Below are 16280 nucleotides of genomic sequence, written 5' to 3'. Positions count from 1 at the left end.
CAATTCTCACAAAATATTTTTTCTGGATATATGAATTCCAAAACCTTCTAGATCCATAAAATGGCACTCTTTAGCAGCATAAACAATAACAGAACGAATTTCTAAATGTTTTAAAATTTGTGATCCTAAACCAATTTGGCGCCACTCTTCTTCACGTTCAACTGCCTGCGCATGGCTTTCTAAACCTTTTTTTACCCTATCCTGAATACCAAGAGCTGATTTTACACCAACAGACCCTTCACGCAAATAAACAAACACGCCGCGCTTTTCTTTTTTCATCATACGCTGCATGATAGCCGTAATCTCTGAAGACCGGCCAAAAACATCATTTAAAATATTTTCATGATACAAACAAACAGGAATATTTTTCCCCTCACAGATATCACCAAAAACGATTGCAATATGTTGCACTGTTTCCCAAGGAAGTTGATAACTTTGAACAACTGCTGACCCTATTGATGTTTCAATAGGCATTGCGCCAACACGCTTGACCAAGATTTCTTTACGTTGACGATAAGCAATCAAATCCGCAACCGTTATTTTATGCAGTCGATGATCTTGTGCAAATTTTGTAATCTCATCTCCATGTTTAACGCTCCCATCATCATTGACCAACTCACCGATAACACCAACTGGCGGCAAACCAACCAATTTACATAAATCAACGGCTGCCTCCGTATGCCCTGAACGCCTCAGAACGCCTTCTTCATGTGCAATCAAAGGAAAGATATGCCCTGGACGAACAAAATCATTGGGACCAGCGCTTGAATTGGCAAGATTACGCACCGCTAATGTGCGGTCATGTGCTGAAATTCCTGTTGTTATTCCATGTTTAAAATCAACGGTAACAGTAAATTGCGTACGATGCGCAGAATAATTATCCGACACCATAGGAACAAGATTAAACCGTTGCGCTTCTTCTTTTGGCATCGGGGCACAAACAATGCCCGTTGTATGACGAATGATAAACGCCATCTTTTCTTCTGTACAATGGGCCGCAGCAACTGTTAAATCGCCTTCATTTTCACGATCGTCATCATCGGTAACAATAACAATTTCACCACATTCAAAAGCCCGCAGTGCAGAAACAATCTTTTTTTCGTCATATAGCATTATTCACCTTTCAAATCACCCAACCTGACCGCGATGCCTAAGATAATGGTCAGCAATAGCACAAGCAACCATTGCTTCACCAACAGGAACAGCACGAATCCCAACACAAGGATCATGACGTCCCTTTGTTATAACTTTTACCTCATTCCCATCAATATCAATCGAACGACGAGGCGTTAAAATTGATGAAGTGGGCTTCACAGCAAAGCGTGCGATAATAGGCTGCCCAGTTGATATTCCCCCTAAGATACCACCTGCGTGATTCGATAAAAAAAGTGGGTTTCCATCCTTTCCTATCTGCATTTCATCAGCATTTTCTTCTCCCGTTAAACGGGCTGCGGCAAAACCATCACCTATTTCAACACCTTTCACCGCATTAATCGACATGAGAAATGAGGTAATGTCTTGATCAAGTTTTGCATAAATAGGTGCTCCTAAACCTGCCGGAACATTTTCTGCAACAATTTCCACAACCGCTCCAATGGAGGAACCATCCTTGCGTATTTTATCTATATAGTCGCTAAAAACCTGCACCATCTCTGCATCAGGTGTAAAAAAAGGATTGTTATCAACCTCTGACCAATTCCAACGATCATGATTAATATGATGAGGGCCAATTGCTATTACAGCCCCTCGTACAATCAAACCAGGAACAATTTTACGCGCAAGCGCGCCTGCCGCAACACGTGCTGCCGTCTCACGTGCTGACGCACGTCCGCCACCTCTAAAATCACGAAGACCATATTTAACATCATACGTATAATCTGCATGACTAGGACGATACTGATGAGCAATAGAACCATAATCCTTAGACCGCTGATCTGTATTGCGAATGAATAGAGAAATTGGTGTTCCTGTTGTCACCAATGTTATCCCATCGTCTTGAATAAGAACTCCTGAAAGAACCTCTACCTGATCCAATTCTTTGCGCTGTGTCGTATATTTAGATTGTCCTGGTCGACGTTTATTAAGATAAGATTGGATCTCTGAAAGAGTAAACACAATTCCCGGAGGACAACCATCAATAACACAACCAAGAGCAACACCATGGCTTTCTCCCCATGTCGTTACGCGGAACAAATGACCAAATGTATTATGCGACATGAAAAATAAACCATTTCTTCGTCAAATATATGTCTATACAACCCACAAGTATACACAAAACCACACGGCATGTTTTTCTTCTAGCATAAACAGCCTCTCTCAAAATATATTGACTGTTTTAAATTCGGTCAAACCATCATTGTCGCAGACAGATTTTATCAATCAAACTTCATGCTTTAACGACAGAAATGTCTGGTGCATCAACAGCTTTCATACCTATGATATTATAACCTGAATCTACATGATGCACTTCACCTGTAACAGAACGAGACAAATTTGAAAGGAAATAAAGAGCAGAATCACCCACTTCTTCTATTGTCACCGTACGGCGTAAAGGCGCATTATACTCATTCCATTTCAAAATATAACGGAAATCACCAATACCAGAAGCAGCTAAAGTTTTGATGGGGCCGGCAGAGACCGCATTCACACGAATATTTTGGGGACCTAAATCAACAGCAAGATATTTTACGCTTGCTTCAAGAGCCGCTTTTGCAACGCCCATGACGTTATAATTGGGAACAACCTTTTCTGCACCATAATAGGTAAGTGTTAAAATCGAACCGCCACCCGACATTAATTTTTCTGCACGCTTTGCTAAAGCTGTTAAGGAGTAAACGGAAATATTCATGGTCATCATGAAATTCGATTCGCTAATATCAATATAACGACCGCTTAACTCATCTTTATCAGAAAAACCGATTGCATGAATTAAAAAATCAAGCTTACCCCATTTTTCCTCTATCGTTTTAAAAACGGCATCAATAGATACACTATCAGAAACATCACAATGACCACAAATAAACCCTTGTACTTCCGCAGCCAAAGGCTCAACACGCTTTTTCATTGCTTCACCTTGATAGGTAAAAGCGAGCTCTGCTCCTGCTGCACTCGCTGCCTTTGCTATCCCCCAAGCAATAGAGCGATTATTAGCCAACCCCAAAATTAAACCACGCTTGCCGTACAATAAACCATTCTCTTTAGTCATTAGCACTGCCCCGTTACTGTTAAAATTAATATTATTTATCTGCCCTATGGCATAGGTCAACTCTTTCTTCAAGCAATTGGTTTAAAATCAAACAAAAACTCTATTTTTATCTCATACAAAGATCCTATTGGTACGTTGTGCCTCTAACTAAACTTTTTAAAACTAACTTTTTTGCAGCTGCAAGAATTGTTCTAAAGCAGCATCTCCACCTTCTGGCAACATAATACGAATATGCACATAAAGATCATCTCTTTTGCCATTTTTTAAACGAAGTCCTTTTTCTCTCAACCGCAAAATGCGATCAGAACTTGACCAGGCAGGAATCGTTAAAACCACACGCCCTTCCAAAGTCTCCACTTCTTCCTTTGCCCCCAAAACAGCATGTTTTAAAGGAACGGGCAAATCAAGGTGGAGTGCCCTTCCTTCAACCCGCAAACGAGGATGTTTTTGAATTTGAATGGTGACCAATGCATCCCCTGTTTGTCCATAGGCTACTTTTTCGCCCTGGCCTTTTAAACGAATGGTTTGGCCATTTTCAACATAGTCTGGAAGCTTAATTTTTAACTTTTTCCCATTAGGAAAAACAACTTCCACTTTTTCAGCACCAACCAGCTGCTCCAATGTAACAGAAAGATGCGCACGAACATGAGCCCCTTGTTGAGACCTATTATCTTGCTGGAATCTGTTATATTTTGCAGAATTCGAAAAGCCCCCTCCTCCTCCAAATAAATCGCGAAAAATATCGCTTGCATCAAAACTTGCGCCGCCTGAAGAACCAAAATCAAACCCCTTCGCGCTTCCTGAAAAGGGATTATGTCTCCTGCCAAAGCTTTCATCAGCACCATAGGTTTGATACAGTGGTCTCCCTTCCATATCAATTTCACCACGGTCAAATTGTGCTTTTTTATCTTTATCACCTATAATTTCATAAGCTTGATTAATTTCAGAAAATTTTTCCTTAGCCTTCATATCACCCGTATTGTGGTCTGGGTGATATTTCTTTGCTAACTTTCTGAATGCCGATTTAATCTCTTGTGGTTTCGCGGTACGTGCCACACCCAAAATCGCGTACGGATCACGCATATTGCCCTCTTTTCAATTTTTTCATTTTCAAAATATCAACTGATCGATTGTTCAATATCTCTCACAGCTCCATTCGTTCTTTCACAGAATGCCTTATTCTTTTTATTATATGTTCATAAAGACGTTAAAATACCAGATAAAATGCGTATTTTATTTCATATAGCGTATTGCATTTTATGCTAAAAATAAAAATGATTTAAATCATATAATAGCGTTAATAGTATGTGAGGACATTGGCTTTTTGAAATAAGAAAAAACATCCTTTTATTTCCTGACAACGAAGTCAATAAAAGCTTGCACTCGTATACACTGATATTGGGAGATACTATGAGTAATAAAGAACAAACAGATGATGATTTTATGCAAATGCAAAAACCTTTTACACTTTTTGCAAAGTGGCTTGAAGAAGCAACAGTGAGTGAAATAAATGATCCGAACGCTATGGCATTAGCAACAGTGGATGAAACAGGCTTGCCTAATGTTCGTATGGTTCTCCTTAAAGATCATAGTCCTCAAGGTTTCGTCTTCTATACCAACTATGAAAGCCAAAAAGGACAAGAAATCTTAAGATCTATGAAAGCATCCTTAGGGTTTCATTGGAAATCGCTTCGCCGACAGATCAGGATTCGGGGTATTGTCGAAAAAGTTACAATTCAAGAAGCAGATGCCTATTTCCAATCGCGACCACGTGGCAGCCAGATTGGTGCGTGGGCATCCAAACAATCTCACCCCTTAGAAGATCGTTTTGTTCTCGAAAAAGCAATTGCTCAATATACAACGCATTATGCAATAGGGAATATCCCGCGCCCGCCTTATTGGTCTGGATTTCGAGTCAAACCCCTTTCTCTTGAATTCTGGCGTGATCGTCCATTTCGTTTACATGATCGTTTGCTCTTTACACGCGATTGCGTCGAGCAAAATGATTGGAAAATACAAAAACTTTATCCCTAATTTTTCAAGTTTTAAAGCATAAGAATTGATCTTCATAAATAATGAGGCGACTCTTTGCAAAGCCCAAAAGAAACTATTAATTACAGTTAAAACTGAAGAGTTCTGTTTTTTATGTACAAATTTCCAATTGCAATCCTTTTCCTCCTACACAACTGAAAAAATAGTGTCATTATAAAAAACTTTCCCACATGAAAAAGCTCACTCCATACTCCCCAAGGTATTCAGCCAACATTTAAGCAACGCATAAAACAATGAAATAATCTTGCCTCTCTCAATCCTGATCATATTAAGTGAACATGTCTCATTTGCATTAAGGGCAAAATAATGGGTTCAGATATTCTCACTCAAATCTGTTTTCACGCACCCTTAGAAATAGATAAAATCCAATACCATTACAATTTTCTATGAAAAACATCGAAAGAGAGCTCTCAAACAGCAAAAAAAATCTCAACCATAGACTGCAAACAGAACAAAATCACAGAGGATAAAAGTAATGAGAATAACAACATTCTTGGATTTTTATTTCCTTTTCTTTCAGGCATCACACGATAAATACTTATTTCAATACCTTGATTTATAACGTTTTTTTATCGTTTCTCACCTTGAATCACATCCCCGAATACCCATAAGATTCTCTCATCTCAAATCACTTCATGTTGAATCAATTTTATTCACTTGGTTTTACACCATAAGCAGGATTGGCATGTGGATAAAAATTAGTAAGAAAAGGAGGAAAAATGCCTCTCATGAATCGCCTTAAGTGCCAAGGACTGTCGCAACATCCATGCGCTGGTAAATATAATGATAGTACCGGCTTGTACCTTTATAAGCGTAAAGATGGTGGTGCTCAATGGCCTTATCGTTATACCATTTCACGGACGACCCCGTGAACATGCAACGTGGGTAGCGTTCTGTTTTACATGAGGAGCGTGCCCCCATTTCAGCACCACATACATAAAACTGATTTTATTTTTTGCTTTTCTTAAACAGCGGGATAAAGCACCATCCAGAGCCCACTACACACTAAACCCGCGAAAATCACAAAACCAATAAATGAATTTGATTTGAAAAGCTTTAGGCATTGTGCACTGTCATCTATATCAATGACCTTAATTTGAAGGAACATGTGAATACTTGCTACAAAAATCCCTAAAAAGCTGATCACTGGAACCTTTGCCAGATAAAATGCTAAACTCACGAATATGATAAAGCCACTATACAAAAATACCAACGCACGCTTGGTGCCTTTCCCAAAGAGAAGTGCCGTGGAACCTACACCAACAGTTACATCATCCTCTTTATCTTGATGTGCGTAAATTGTATCATATCCTATTGTCCACAAAATCGATCCTATATAAAGTAAAATCGGGGGCAAACTGAGATTTTCACACACAACAGCCCATCCCATTAATGCCCCCCAATTAAATGCAATGCCTAGAAAAAACTGCGGCCAGTGTGTCACGCGTTTCATAAAAGGATAAAGAGCAACCGCAATCAATGATGATATCCCTAGAAAAAAACTAAATCTGTTAAATTGTGATAAAACGCCTAAACCAACCAAACATTGTATTAAGATAAAAATTTTTGCCTGAAACCGACTCACATGCCCTGTTGGTAACGGACGAGAACGCGTTCTCTCCACCTGAGAATCAATTTTATAGTCAATAAGATCATTCCAAGTACACCCTGCACCGCGCATAGCGATAGAACCAAGAAAAAAAAGAAAAAGATACCAAAACCAATGAAAGAGCATTGATAAAAGAGGCAAGGGGTGGACTTCATAAGAAAGAAAAGCCATTGTTGTTGACCAAAAACAAGGCCACATCAACAACTGCCATCCAATAGGACGATCCCAACGCGCCAATTGAGCATAAAACCATAATGAAGGAGGAAAAAACCGGTAAACCCACTGCTTGGAGGAGGCATCCAGAACTCGTCCCTGATGCTCACACGATTGAATATGTGCAATATTTTTATTTTTTTTCATCAAATAATTTTACCTTTAGTCTTGCGATAGAAGCATTTCATTCTTATGACAAGAGAATATATTTAATTATCTTCTATGATAGGAGTAAGCAATGAACATCCTTCTTATCGGCTCAGGCGGACGAGAACATGCTTTAGCATGGAAAATAGCAGCGTCACCACTGCTTACAAAATTATATTGTGCTCCTGGAAATCCTGCAACTATGGAATTTGGTAAAAATGTCGATTTGAACATTGATAACCATCCTCTTATCATTGAATTTTGTAAAACACATTCTATTGACCTTGTGGTCGTCGGGCCAGAAGCACCACTTGTAGCAGGTATAACAGATTCTCTTAATCAGGCGCATATCTGTGTCTTTGGACCAACTCAAAAAGCTGCTCAGCTAGAAGGTTCAAAAGCTTTCACAAAAGATCTATGTTATAAGAGTGACATTCCTACTGGGACTTACCAATGCTTTAATGACGCTATGAATGCAAAAGCCTACATTCGTCAACAAGGTGTTCCCATTGTTATTAAAGCTGATGGCTTAGCAGCTGGTAAAGGCGTTACGGTTGCAACAACCATGGAAGAAGCATTCAACGCTGTTGATAACTGTTTTGAAAACGCATTTGGTGATGCAGGGAAAAAGATTGTTATAGAATCCTTTCTTGAAGGTGAAGAAGCGAGCTTCTTTTGCCTTTGTGATGGTAAGATTGCTCTTCCTTTTGGATCAGCACAAGATCACAAACGTGTGGGGGATGGTGATACTGGCGCAAATACCGGCGGCATGGGTGCCTATTCCCCAGCACCCATTATGACTGAAGAAATGGTTCATCGTACCCTTAAAGAAATTGTTGAACCTGCTCTCCAAAGCATGAGTGCAATGGGCGCGCCTTTTAAAGGCATTCTCTTCGTCGGATTAATGATCACACAAAAAGGACCTGAACTCATCGAATTTAACGTGCGATTCGGCGATCCTGAATGCCAAGTTTTAATGATGCGGCTCAAAGAGGATATTCTGCCACTTCTTGTTGCCGCAGCTCAAGGAAATCTTGAACAAAGAAAACTTCAATGGTCTGAAAAAACTGCTTTGACTGTTGTTATGGCGGCAAAAGGTTACCCAAATTCGCCCCAAAAAGGGACGGTTATCCGCAACTTTGATCAAGCTAATACTCTTCCTAATGTGAAGGTTTTTCAAGCTGGTACAACATTATGTAATGGAGAACTCATTGCGAATGGTGGACGTGTTTTAAATATAACCGCAACAGGAGAAACCGTGAGCAAAGCACAAAAGCGCGCCTATGACGCTGTCGATTGTATCGATTGGCCAGAAGGTTTTGTCCGCCGCGATATTGGATGGCGTGCTATTGCACGAGAAAGTTAACTCTTTGAAGCAATTTTTTTATCATTCTTGAAGATAACAAAAATACAGAAATCTGCTAATAATTTTGTATGACTCATGATATTTACCAGCTCGTAGTATATCTACCAACTCATAGTGTTGCGACAGTTCTTGTATGAAGGCGGATTATACGAGGCATGTTTCCTCTTTTCTTTTTTCATCTTACCCCTTATGCCAACCCCGCCTATGGTATACAAACAAGTGAGCAAAATTTCTTCAACATAAAAAGATTTGAAATGAGAGAATCTTATGGGTATTCGAGGTTGTGATTCAAGGTGAGAAAAAATATTGTGCACGTGCTTTTCGTGCCCATCACAAAACAAAAAAATTTTCTGAATATGAATTTGTAATCGCAACTGTATGATAATTTTATGTGTCTATTGTTCACGGGTTTGTTTTAAAGAGCCATGTCTTCAAGACCCTAATCCCATTTCACGGCGTCGTCCGTGAAATGTATAATGATAAAGCTATTGCGCGCCACCATCTTCACGCTTATAAAGGTACAAGTTGGCACCATCATACACTTTATCAGCGCATGGGTGTTGCGATAACCTTGCATTAAGACGATTCATAAGAGGCATTTTTCCTCCTTTTCTCTATAATTTTTACCCATCTGCCAACCCCACTTATGGCATAAAGCTAAGTGAATAAAATTGATTCAAGATAAAGTAGTTTGGGATGAGAGAATCTTATAATATTCGGGATTATAATTCAAGGTGTATGATGATTTATCATTATAAATCAATGTGTTGCATGATTAAAAATACACCTTCTCATCATTTTTTACAAATAAACTCTTACTTACCTGAATTGGACAATAAAAAGCGTATATTTTTTATCACCTTTATTTATGCGTTCTGAAATAGAATTGCTTCCTCACGCACAAAAAAACGCCCTTACAAAAGAATGCTATTGTGTTGCTCATTTATTCACTTAGCTTTATGCCATAAGTGGGGTTGGCAGATGGGTAAAAATTATAGAGGAAAGGAGGAAAAATGCCTCTTATGAATCGTCTTAATGCAAGGTTGTCGCAACACCCATGCGCTGATAAAGTGTATGATGGTGCCAACTTGTGAAAGGCAACAATTTTGATTGATTGAGCATTTAGAAAAGTTTGAAGAGAAAAATGCTCACGATATTTTCACCTTCCATTCGATATAAGAAGATTTTGTAAATTATCTTTTTCCTTTATACAAGAGTTTTTTCCTATTGCACCCTTCACGCAGTTGAATCATGTTACAAAACCAAAATTTTAATTCATCCACAAGCTGCCTCTATTGTCATTGAAGATTTACTCCCTAAGGAGAAAGGCACTACGATAATCGTTTATCATCACATCATGAAAGAACTGTCTCATACCATGAAAGCCTTCTGCAAACATATGTGGTGGGATGAAATTCTCACCCACAATCAATAAACGCAGAGTACCGTGAAAATAAACCTCCCCATCAGCACAAAAAATGAATACATGCTTTCACTGTAGCGCAACACGATTCGCGACGACCAAACGCAAACCTAACCGTTTTTTGTAACGAAGTAAAAAGCGTTTTTTTTGAGAAAGCGATGTCGTACAAAAAAACTGACGTAAAGCAGAATGATCTTTGACAGTTATAATGCGATTATCTTCATTGATCATGAGCATAGGAAGCTCATAAGTATCCGCCCATAATCGCCAATCTAGAAGAACATTATTCAAATCTCTAGAAACTAAAAGTGGAATGCAAGCTTCCTCCTCTTCATGAAACAACTCTAATGCAACAGCTCTTTCTCCTGAACAGGTCTTCACAGTGCGTGCCGCAATTCCTTTGAAATGATAAGAGGGCATGAGACGTGATAAGCTTGAAAGGATCTCTGTTTTAAAAAAAACACCACGTTCACTTAACGAACACATTATTTTGTTGCCCGTTTTTGATGAAAGATATGTTGTTGTTTGTGGCAAATGGCACGGATCTAACCGGAATTCAAGCACCGCTTTTGCCTGATTAAAGCATTGATTAGCCATATACAGTGTCCCAATTTATTTTAATCTATACACTCTTTAACAGCTTTTCCTCATTTGATTATTAAAAGATTGAATAAAAAACAACTGGTTTCTTTTTTGGTTATTGAAATCTAAACAAAAATACATGACAAAGCTCATCTCTATTGAATTATAACATTTTTCCAGGATTCATAATTCCTAAAGGATCAACCATTTTCTTAATCCCTTGCATCAGATCCAACGCAACAGCTGATTTGAAAGTGTAAAGTTCCTCACGTTTTAGTTGACCAACTCCATGCTCAGCAGAAAATGCACCTTGATAGTGCATTACTAAACTATGAATACTACGATTGATTCGTGGCCATAACTGCAAAAATACTGCCGGATCAACTCCTATGGGTTGTGTAATGTTGTAGTGTAAATTTCCATCCCCCATGTGACCAAAACAAACGATCTGCGCACCTGGAACAATCTCTTCAACAATATGTGCAGCCTCAGCAATAAAATCAGGAATAACAGAAAGTGGTACAGAAATATCGTGTTTAATGGACCTTCCCGCACGCTTCTGTGCAGGTGATATACTTTCACGCAATTGCCAAAAAAAATCCTGCTGCTTTAAAGACTGTGCAACAACGGCATCTTCTATCACAGATTCCTTTAAAGAATTTTCTAAGATAATATTAAGCACTGATGAAGCCTCATCCTCACTGTGTAATGATGAAATATCAACCAGTACATACCATTCATGTTTATGTTCAAGAGGAGACTTCTGACACATCTTGTAGTCTAAAGCCATTTTCAAGCTGATCTGTCCCATGAGCTCGAAGCCGGTCAACATTCCCCCTCCATGGCATTGAGCAAAAGAGAAAAATTCAAGAGCCTTAGCTGGACTGCACAAACCAACCAAAGCAACGGCTTTTCCTTTAGCCTTTGGAAAAAGTTTTAAAACTGCTGCTGTTATAACGCCCAAAGTTCCTTCCGCACCGATAAACAAATTTTTCAAATCGTAACCGCTATTGTCTTTTTTTACAAAACGCAAATCATCTAAAATACGACCATCAGGCAAAACAACTTCCAAACCAAGACAAAGCTCACGCATATTACCATAAGCTAAAACCGCTGTCCCCCCAGCATTAGATGAAAGATTTCCCCCTATCTGACAAGAACCCTCTGACGCTAAAGAAAGAGGGAAAAAGCACTCTAACTCATCTGCTTTTTTCTGTAAATCTTGTAAAATAACGCCAGCCTCCACCACAGCAAAATTACCCTCACGATTCATATATCTAATCTTATTTAATCGTTGAGTGGATAAAAGAACAGCACTCCCACTTTCATCGGGCTGTTGACCACCTACAAGACCTGTATTGCCCCCCTGTGGAACAATCGGTGTGCGTGTTTGGCTAGCTAAGCGCATAATTGACGATACTTGTGCCGTAGAAGATGGCTGTAAAAGTAAGGGGGTTTTTCCATGAAAAAGCCCGCGCTCTTCAAGCAAATAGGGTGCAATTACTGCCTGATCTGTTATCGCATGTGCCTCACCAACAATTTTTCTAAAGCTTTCTATTAATTCCTGCTTCATCTTATTCCTCCTTTGGAGCTGCCGCACGTATAAGACGATCATTAATAGCCGCTCCCAATCCATATTGAGGAATAGATTCTACGGCAATAGATCTGACATTCAATGAATCTAATTGCCTCATATATTGGAATAAATGAGAAGCCGCTTCTTCTAACAATCCATTTTCACTGAGATTTAAAACAGAAACAGCATTTTCAATCCCCATAATGCGTTTTGGCCCAAATGCTAAAAGTGCTTCACCACGTTCCACCTTTTCTACATTCAAACGAAGAGCAGCATTTGGTGCATAATGCGACTTTAACATACCCGGTGCTTCGATTGCAGCCCGTTGATCTCTCCGTTTTAGCGGTTGTCCTGCAACCTTTTCGATTTCTTCAACCGCAATCCCACCAGGACGTAAAAGATAAATATCCTTATCACACACTTTAATAATCGTTGATTCAAGCCCTATTTTACACGGACCTCCATCAAGTATCAAAGGAACAGAGCCTCCTAAAGATGCCAAGACAGCTTCTGCTGAAGTCGGGCTAAGACGCCCTGATCGGTTTGCACTAGGAGCCGCAAGAGGTCGACCAAAACATTGTACAACTTCTGCAAAATGACTATCGGGAAAACGGACAGCTAATGTATCCAAACCAGAAGTGGTTAAAGGATGGATATTATGCTGTGCCTTTAAAGGAAGAACCACTGTCAAGGGTCCTGGCCAAAATACCTCCATGAGTTTACGTGAAAGAGAATCAATCTCAACATAACCTTCTGCCATCATGATACTGCTTACATGCGCAATAAGAGGATTAAATTGTGGACGCCTCTTTGTAGAAAAAATAGAAGACACTGCTCGTCCATTGGTTGCATCACCCGCCAATCCGTAGACAGTTTCTGTAGGCAATGCTACTAACTTCCCCTGTCCAAGAAGTGCTATAGCCTCTCTCATCGAAGCACTATTGAAAGGAAGAACTGTCATAACATATCATCCCTATAGCGCTCTTTGAGTGGCGCGAAACTATAACGATGTAATCCCACAACTGGTCCGTATTGATCAAGAGCAACACGATGCGCCAACGTTGCATAACCGACATGTGTCTCGAAACCATAACCTTTATAAACTTGCCCCGCACATTCCATCATCCGATCCCGCATTACTTTGGCAATAATAGAAGCTGCCGCAATCGAAACCGATCGTTGATCACCTTTAATCACCGCAGTTGCTGGACATGGTAATTCAAAAGGAATATCACGTCCATCAATGAGTGCATAATGCACTGGAACTGCTAATCCTGTAAGACAGCGACGCATAGCTTCCAAAGTTGCTTTTCTAATATCAGATTGATCAATCGTGCGTGCGCAAAAACTAGCCAGTGAAACGGCTAATGCACTTCGCAAAATTTCATCATAAAGTTCATTGCGTCGTCTGATAGAGAGTTTTTTTGAATCGTTCAGCCCTTCAGGAATATGGTCTTTATCTAGAATAACAGCTGCTGTCACGACAGGTCCAGCAAGAGGCCCACGCCCGACTTCATCAACACCGGCGACATGAAAAAAACCTTGTTTGTGTAAACCCAATTCATACGCAAAATTTGGCTGATATGGTAAATTACACATTTTGATCAATCACGCACATAATGAAAAATACACTGCATTTTTCAGACATTCTCCTTCCCGTAAGCTTATAATAAAAATGGTCTCCTAAACATTCTAGGAAATTTTTGGATAGGCACAAAAATAAAAAAACAAACTATCGAAACTTCTGTATTGCTCTTTGTTTCCTCTGCTAAAATGCCATCCTTGCATGGGGACATTTGATCTAGAAAGGACAAAAAGCACTTAAAATTTATATGTCTTAACTCTTCCATGACATATGACAGAATCATTATCAAATAGAATTTTTTATTTCATATATTTATTTATCAGATCTTTCCTAAAGTCATAATAGGTTTTACAAACCAGCTTGGATGCCTAGACTTAATAAAAAGAGCTGCCTTTTTTGCGGTTTGTTGATCTTTAAAAATACCAAAACAGGTTGCTCCTGTCCCAGACATACGAGAAAAAAGAGAGCCACACGCATCTAATGTGGATAACACTTTAGCTAATTGAGGCGCAATCTTCAATGCTGGAGAAAAGAGATCATTGCGTGTCTCTTTTAAAGCTTCAACCAATGAATCAACCGTTTTCAAAGCTTCTGGATCAATTTTTAAGGAAGGATGATCATGATGCTTCAAAGCCTTAAAAACAGCTTTTGTTGCGATTTGTTGTCCACAATTCACCAAGACCATTGCAAGAGAGCAAGCCTCTTTTAGTCGTGTTATATCTTGACCAATTCCTTTCACAAAAAGCGGCTGCTGATATTCCAATGCAAAAAGACACATAGGCACATCAGCACCAAGCACCAAGCTCATCTTCGCTAGTTCCTCACAAGAACACTCAAGATTCCATTGCTGGCGTAATATACTCAAAACAGCAGCAGCATCCCCCGACCCACCACCAATGCCCGAAGCAATAGGAAGCGTTTTCACAAGTTGTAAGCAGGAAGATTCAGCACTTTTGGGAAAGATTTTGCACATAAAATCACGTGCACGCATAACCAAATTGTTGGAATCGGGAACAAGTGCATTTGCAAATGGACCCGTTAAAACAAAACGATCCCTTTCACAAGGTGCATAACTTAGACAATCACCACTAAGACTAAAATAAACCAAACTTTCTATCAAATGGTAGCCATCAGCACGCTGCCCAACAACATGCAGAGCGAGATTCAACTTAACAGGTGTAAAGACATAAAAACGCCTTTTGAACGAAGCTTGCACATCTGATATCATCTGACGTAATATTCACCCGTACAGGGATCTTTTATCAATATCCCTCTTTTCTCCATATGTGGCCTCGCTTGTGTATGATATCCTCCCTGTAACATTCTCTGTAATTTTTTCCTCAATATATTATAAATACGAAGAGCTATTATACATAATAAACTGAATACAACCATTCGTATCATTTCAAGCTTTTTCCTTCTCACAACCATTTTTAGGCAAAATCATTCACCCGCAAAATCACTCACCCATTGAGTATCGCACTGTACAGCCAATCACAAACCATAACGTTGCCAAAGTGCACGCTCTTCTGCTGCCATCAAAGCACTATCAATGGCTGTATGAACTGCATGGGAAGTAACTCCTGAAGGAGTTTTAGTCCCCAAAAGACCTTTTGAGGGCGCTATTAAGCGAAGCTTTGTATCCTCTCCAAACTTCTCTTTCAATACAGAACGCACATCATTCAATCCATCAATAAGGCCAAGTTCAAGGCCTTTCTTTCCGTTCCAAAACATTCCTGTAAAAATGTTTGGATCATCTGACAACTTCACTGCCCTCCGCTCTTTAACCAAATCAATAAAAGTTTGGTGAATTTCAAGTTGCAGAGATTTCAAATGCTCAATATCTGCCTTCTTTTCAGGCAGAAAGGGATCTAATGTAACCTTGTTCTTTCCCGCTGTGTAAACACGCCGCTCAACACCAACTTTCTTCAAAAGCTCTGGAAAACCAAAAGACGCTGAAACAACCCCGATAGAACCAACAATCGAAGAAGGATCAGCAAAAATCTCATCCCCAGCACAAGCAATCATATAACCACCCGATGCAGCTACATCTTCAATAAACACAAGAACCTGTTTCTTTTTTTCTTCTGCTAAATCACGAATACGCTTAAAGATAAAACGTGACTGTACAGGCGAACCACCAGGAGAATTAACAATAAGTGCAACAGCTGGCGCTTTTTTATATGCAAAAGCCTTTTCTAAAAGACTTGCACACCTCGCTAATGAAAGTGACCGCGCTACCGGTGAAGATGAAACCATAATGGCCCCTTGAAGGCGCACAACAGGAATTTCAAGCTTATTGGAATAAAAACGACGTGGAATAAGGTTTTTAATAACACCCATCAAAACGAAATCTCCTTAATTTAACAAAAAGAACAACAGACAGGAAGGACGCGATAATATCCAAAAGCAGCAATCAACATCCACATTGCAACCAGAAATAAAATTTCCCACAAAGTTAAAGCCTTCCCCAAAAAACAAAACTTTATTTTAAATTTAAATAATAAATTGAAAACCACCAA

Annotated in this window: 14 protein-coding genes and 1 pseudogene; 3 read left to right on the top strand and 12 right to left on the bottom strand. The window is 39.4% G+C overall.

Annotated features, from left to right (window positions below):
- Nucleotides 1-6 precede the first annotated feature (6 nt).
- The 4 genes from ribB to BN67_RS07140 all read right to left on the bottom strand — a co-directional run bounded on the left by ribB (nucleotide 7) and on the right by BN67_RS07140 (nucleotide 4288).
- Nucleotides 7-1113, bottom strand: a complete 1107-nt coding sequence (gene ribB, locus BN67_RS07155) for a 3,4-dihydroxy-2-butanone-4-phosphate synthase (protein WP_019223452.1) — start codon at nucleotides 1111-1113, stop codon at nucleotides 7-9.
- A 15-nt stretch (nucleotides 1114-1128) separates the two neighbouring features.
- Nucleotides 1129-2217, bottom strand: coding sequence for a chorismate synthase (gene aroC, locus BN67_RS07150; RefSeq protein ID WP_019223451.1), 1089 nt, complete (start codon nucleotides 2215-2217; stop codon nucleotides 1129-1131).
- A 169-nt stretch (nucleotides 2218-2386) separates the two neighbouring features.
- Nucleotides 2387-3205: an enoyl-ACP reductase FabI gene (fabI, locus tag BN67_RS07145; protein WP_019223450.1), complete on the bottom strand. Its 819-nt coding sequence runs from the start codon at nucleotides 3203-3205 to the stop codon at nucleotides 2387-2389.
- A gap of 162 nt (nucleotides 3206-3367) precedes the next feature.
- A complete protein-coding gene (locus tag BN67_RS07140; RefSeq protein ID WP_019223449.1) occupies nucleotides 3368-4288 on the bottom strand; it encodes a DnaJ C-terminal domain-containing protein in 921 nt (306 codons plus the stop codon).
- A 327-nt stretch (nucleotides 4289-4615) separates the two neighbouring features.
- Between BN67_RS07140 and pdxH the strand changes: the two genes are divergently transcribed.
- Both pdxH and BN67_RS14220 read left to right on the top strand, forming a co-directional pair.
- Nucleotides 4616-5239: a pyridoxamine 5'-phosphate oxidase gene (gene pdxH / locus BN67_RS07135; protein ID WP_019223448.1), complete on the top strand. Its 624-nt coding sequence runs from the start codon at nucleotides 4616-4618 to the stop codon at nucleotides 5237-5239.
- Between the two features lie 737 nt (nucleotides 5240-5976).
- On the top strand, nucleotides 5977-6129 hold the full coding sequence (locus BN67_RS14220) for a DUF4102 domain-containing protein (RefSeq protein ID WP_156791643.1): 153 nt from the start codon (nucleotides 5977-5979) through the stop codon (nucleotides 6127-6129).
- Between the two features lie 92 nt (nucleotides 6130-6221).
- Here the strand turns inward: BN67_RS14220 and ubiA are convergent, their stop codons facing one another.
- Entirely contained in the window at nucleotides 6222-7226 is a 1005-nt protein-coding gene (gene ubiA, locus BN67_RS07125; RefSeq protein ID WP_019223447.1) for a 4-hydroxybenzoate octaprenyltransferase, read from the bottom strand.
- Nucleotides 7227-7317: 91 nt separating this feature from the next.
- Here ubiA and purD point away from each other — a divergent pair, with 91 nt between their 5' ends.
- Entirely contained in the window at nucleotides 7318-8592 is a 1275-nt protein-coding gene (gene purD / locus BN67_RS07120) for a phosphoribosylamine--glycine ligase (RefSeq protein WP_019223446.1), read from the top strand.
- A 434-nt stretch (nucleotides 8593-9026) separates the two neighbouring features.
- Here the strand turns inward: purD and BN67_RS15320 are convergent.
- The 7 genes and pseudogenes from BN67_RS15320 to BN67_RS07075 form a co-directional block, all read right to left on the bottom strand.
- Nucleotides 9027-9191, bottom strand: a pseudogene (locus BN67_RS15320) (DUF4102 domain-containing protein); the annotation flags it as partial.
- Nucleotides 9192-10084: 893 nt separating this feature from the next.
- The gene (locus tag BN67_RS07105) at nucleotides 10085-10612 is read right to left on the bottom strand and encodes a DUF6101 family protein (protein ID WP_019223443.1); all 528 of its coding nucleotides are present in this window, start codon (nucleotides 10610-10612) and stop codon (nucleotides 10085-10087) included.
- A 148-nt stretch (nucleotides 10613-10760) separates the two neighbouring features.
- Nucleotides 10761-12170, bottom strand: coding sequence for an FAD-binding oxidoreductase (locus BN67_RS07100; RefSeq protein WP_019223442.1), 1410 nt, complete (start codon nucleotides 12168-12170; stop codon nucleotides 10761-10763).
- 1 nt (nucleotide 12171) lies between these two features.
- Complete coding sequence (locus tag BN67_RS07095; protein WP_019223441.1) at nucleotides 12172-13134, bottom strand: L-threonylcarbamoyladenylate synthase; 963 nt, start codon at nucleotides 13132-13134, stop codon at nucleotides 12172-12174.
- Nucleotides 13131-13772 (bottom strand): ribonuclease HII, encoded by a 642-nt coding sequence (locus BN67_RS07090; protein WP_019223440.1) that lies wholly within the window; start codon nucleotides 13770-13772, stop codon nucleotides 13131-13133. Before BN67_RS07090 ends, BN67_RS07095 begins: the two co-directional genes overlap by 4 nt.
- A gap of 305 nt (nucleotides 13773-14077) precedes the next feature.
- On the bottom strand, nucleotides 14078-14986 hold the full coding sequence (locus tag BN67_RS07085; RefSeq protein ID WP_019223439.1) for a 4-(cytidine 5'-diphospho)-2-C-methyl-D-erythritol kinase: 909 nt from the start codon (nucleotides 14984-14986) through the stop codon (nucleotides 14078-14080).
- 266 nt (nucleotides 14987-15252) lie between these two features.
- Nucleotides 15253-16101 (bottom strand): S49 family peptidase, encoded by an 849-nt coding sequence (locus BN67_RS07075; protein WP_019223437.1) that lies wholly within the window; start codon nucleotides 16099-16101, stop codon nucleotides 15253-15255.
- Nucleotides 16102-16280 lie beyond the last annotated feature (179 nt).

It is taken from the genome of Bartonella rattaustraliani AUST/NH4 (genome assembly GCF_000312565.1).
GTDB lineage: Bacteria > Pseudomonadota > Alphaproteobacteria > Rhizobiales > Rhizobiaceae > Bartonella > Bartonella rattaustraliani.
Note: the sequence above shows the minus strand (reverse complement) of the source record. Positions and strands in the feature narration are given on the sequence as shown.

Bases quoted from the DNA above. Each gene is read 5' to 3' on its own strand.
- ribB (WP_019223452.1), bottom strand. From the start codon at position 1,113: ATGCTATATGACGAAAAAAAGATTGTTTCTGCACTGCGGGCTTTTGAA.
- aroC (WP_019223451.1), bottom strand. From the start codon at position 2,217: ATGTCGCATAATACATTTGGTCATTTGTTCCGCGTAACGACATGGGGA.
- fabI (WP_019223450.1), bottom strand. From the start codon at position 3,205: ATGACTAAAGAGAATGGTTTATTGTACGGCAAGCGTGGTTTAATTTTG.
- BN67_RS07140 (WP_019223449.1), bottom strand. From the start codon at position 4,288: ATGCGTGATCCGTACGCGATTTTGGGTGTGGCACGTACCGCGAAACCA.
- pdxH (WP_019223448.1), top strand. From the start codon at position 4,616: ATGAGTAATAAAGAACAAACAGATGATGATTTTATGCAAATGCAAAAA.
- BN67_RS14220 (WP_156791643.1), top strand. From the start codon at position 5,977: ATGCCTCTCATGAATCGCCTTAAGTGCCAAGGACTGTCGCAACATCCA.
- ubiA (WP_019223447.1), bottom strand. From the start codon at position 7,226: ATGAAAAAAAATAAAAATATTGCACATATTCAATCGTGTGAGCATCAG.
- purD (WP_019223446.1), top strand. From the start codon at position 7,318: ATGAACATCCTTCTTATCGGCTCAGGCGGACGAGAACATGCTTTAGCA.
- BN67_RS07105 (WP_019223443.1), bottom strand. From the start codon at position 10,612: ATGGCTAATCAATGCTTTAATCAGGCAAAAGCGGTGCTTGAATTCCGG.
- BN67_RS07100 (WP_019223442.1), bottom strand. From the start codon at position 12,170: ATGAAGCAGGAATTAATAGAAAGCTTTAGAAAAATTGTTGGTGAGGCA.
- BN67_RS07095 (WP_019223441.1), bottom strand. From the start codon at position 13,134: ATGACAGTTCTTCCTTTCAATAGTGCTTCGATGAGAGAGGCTATAGCA.
- BN67_RS07090 (WP_019223440.1), bottom strand. From the start codon at position 13,772: ATGTGTAATTTACCATATCAGCCAAATTTTGCGTATGAATTGGGTTTA.
- BN67_RS07085 (WP_019223439.1), bottom strand. From the start codon at position 14,986: ATGATATCAGATGTGCAAGCTTCGTTCAAAAGGCGTTTTTATGTCTTT.
- BN67_RS07075 (WP_019223437.1), bottom strand. From the start codon at position 16,101: ATGGGTGTTATTAAAAACCTTATTCCACGTCGTTTTTATTCCAATAAG.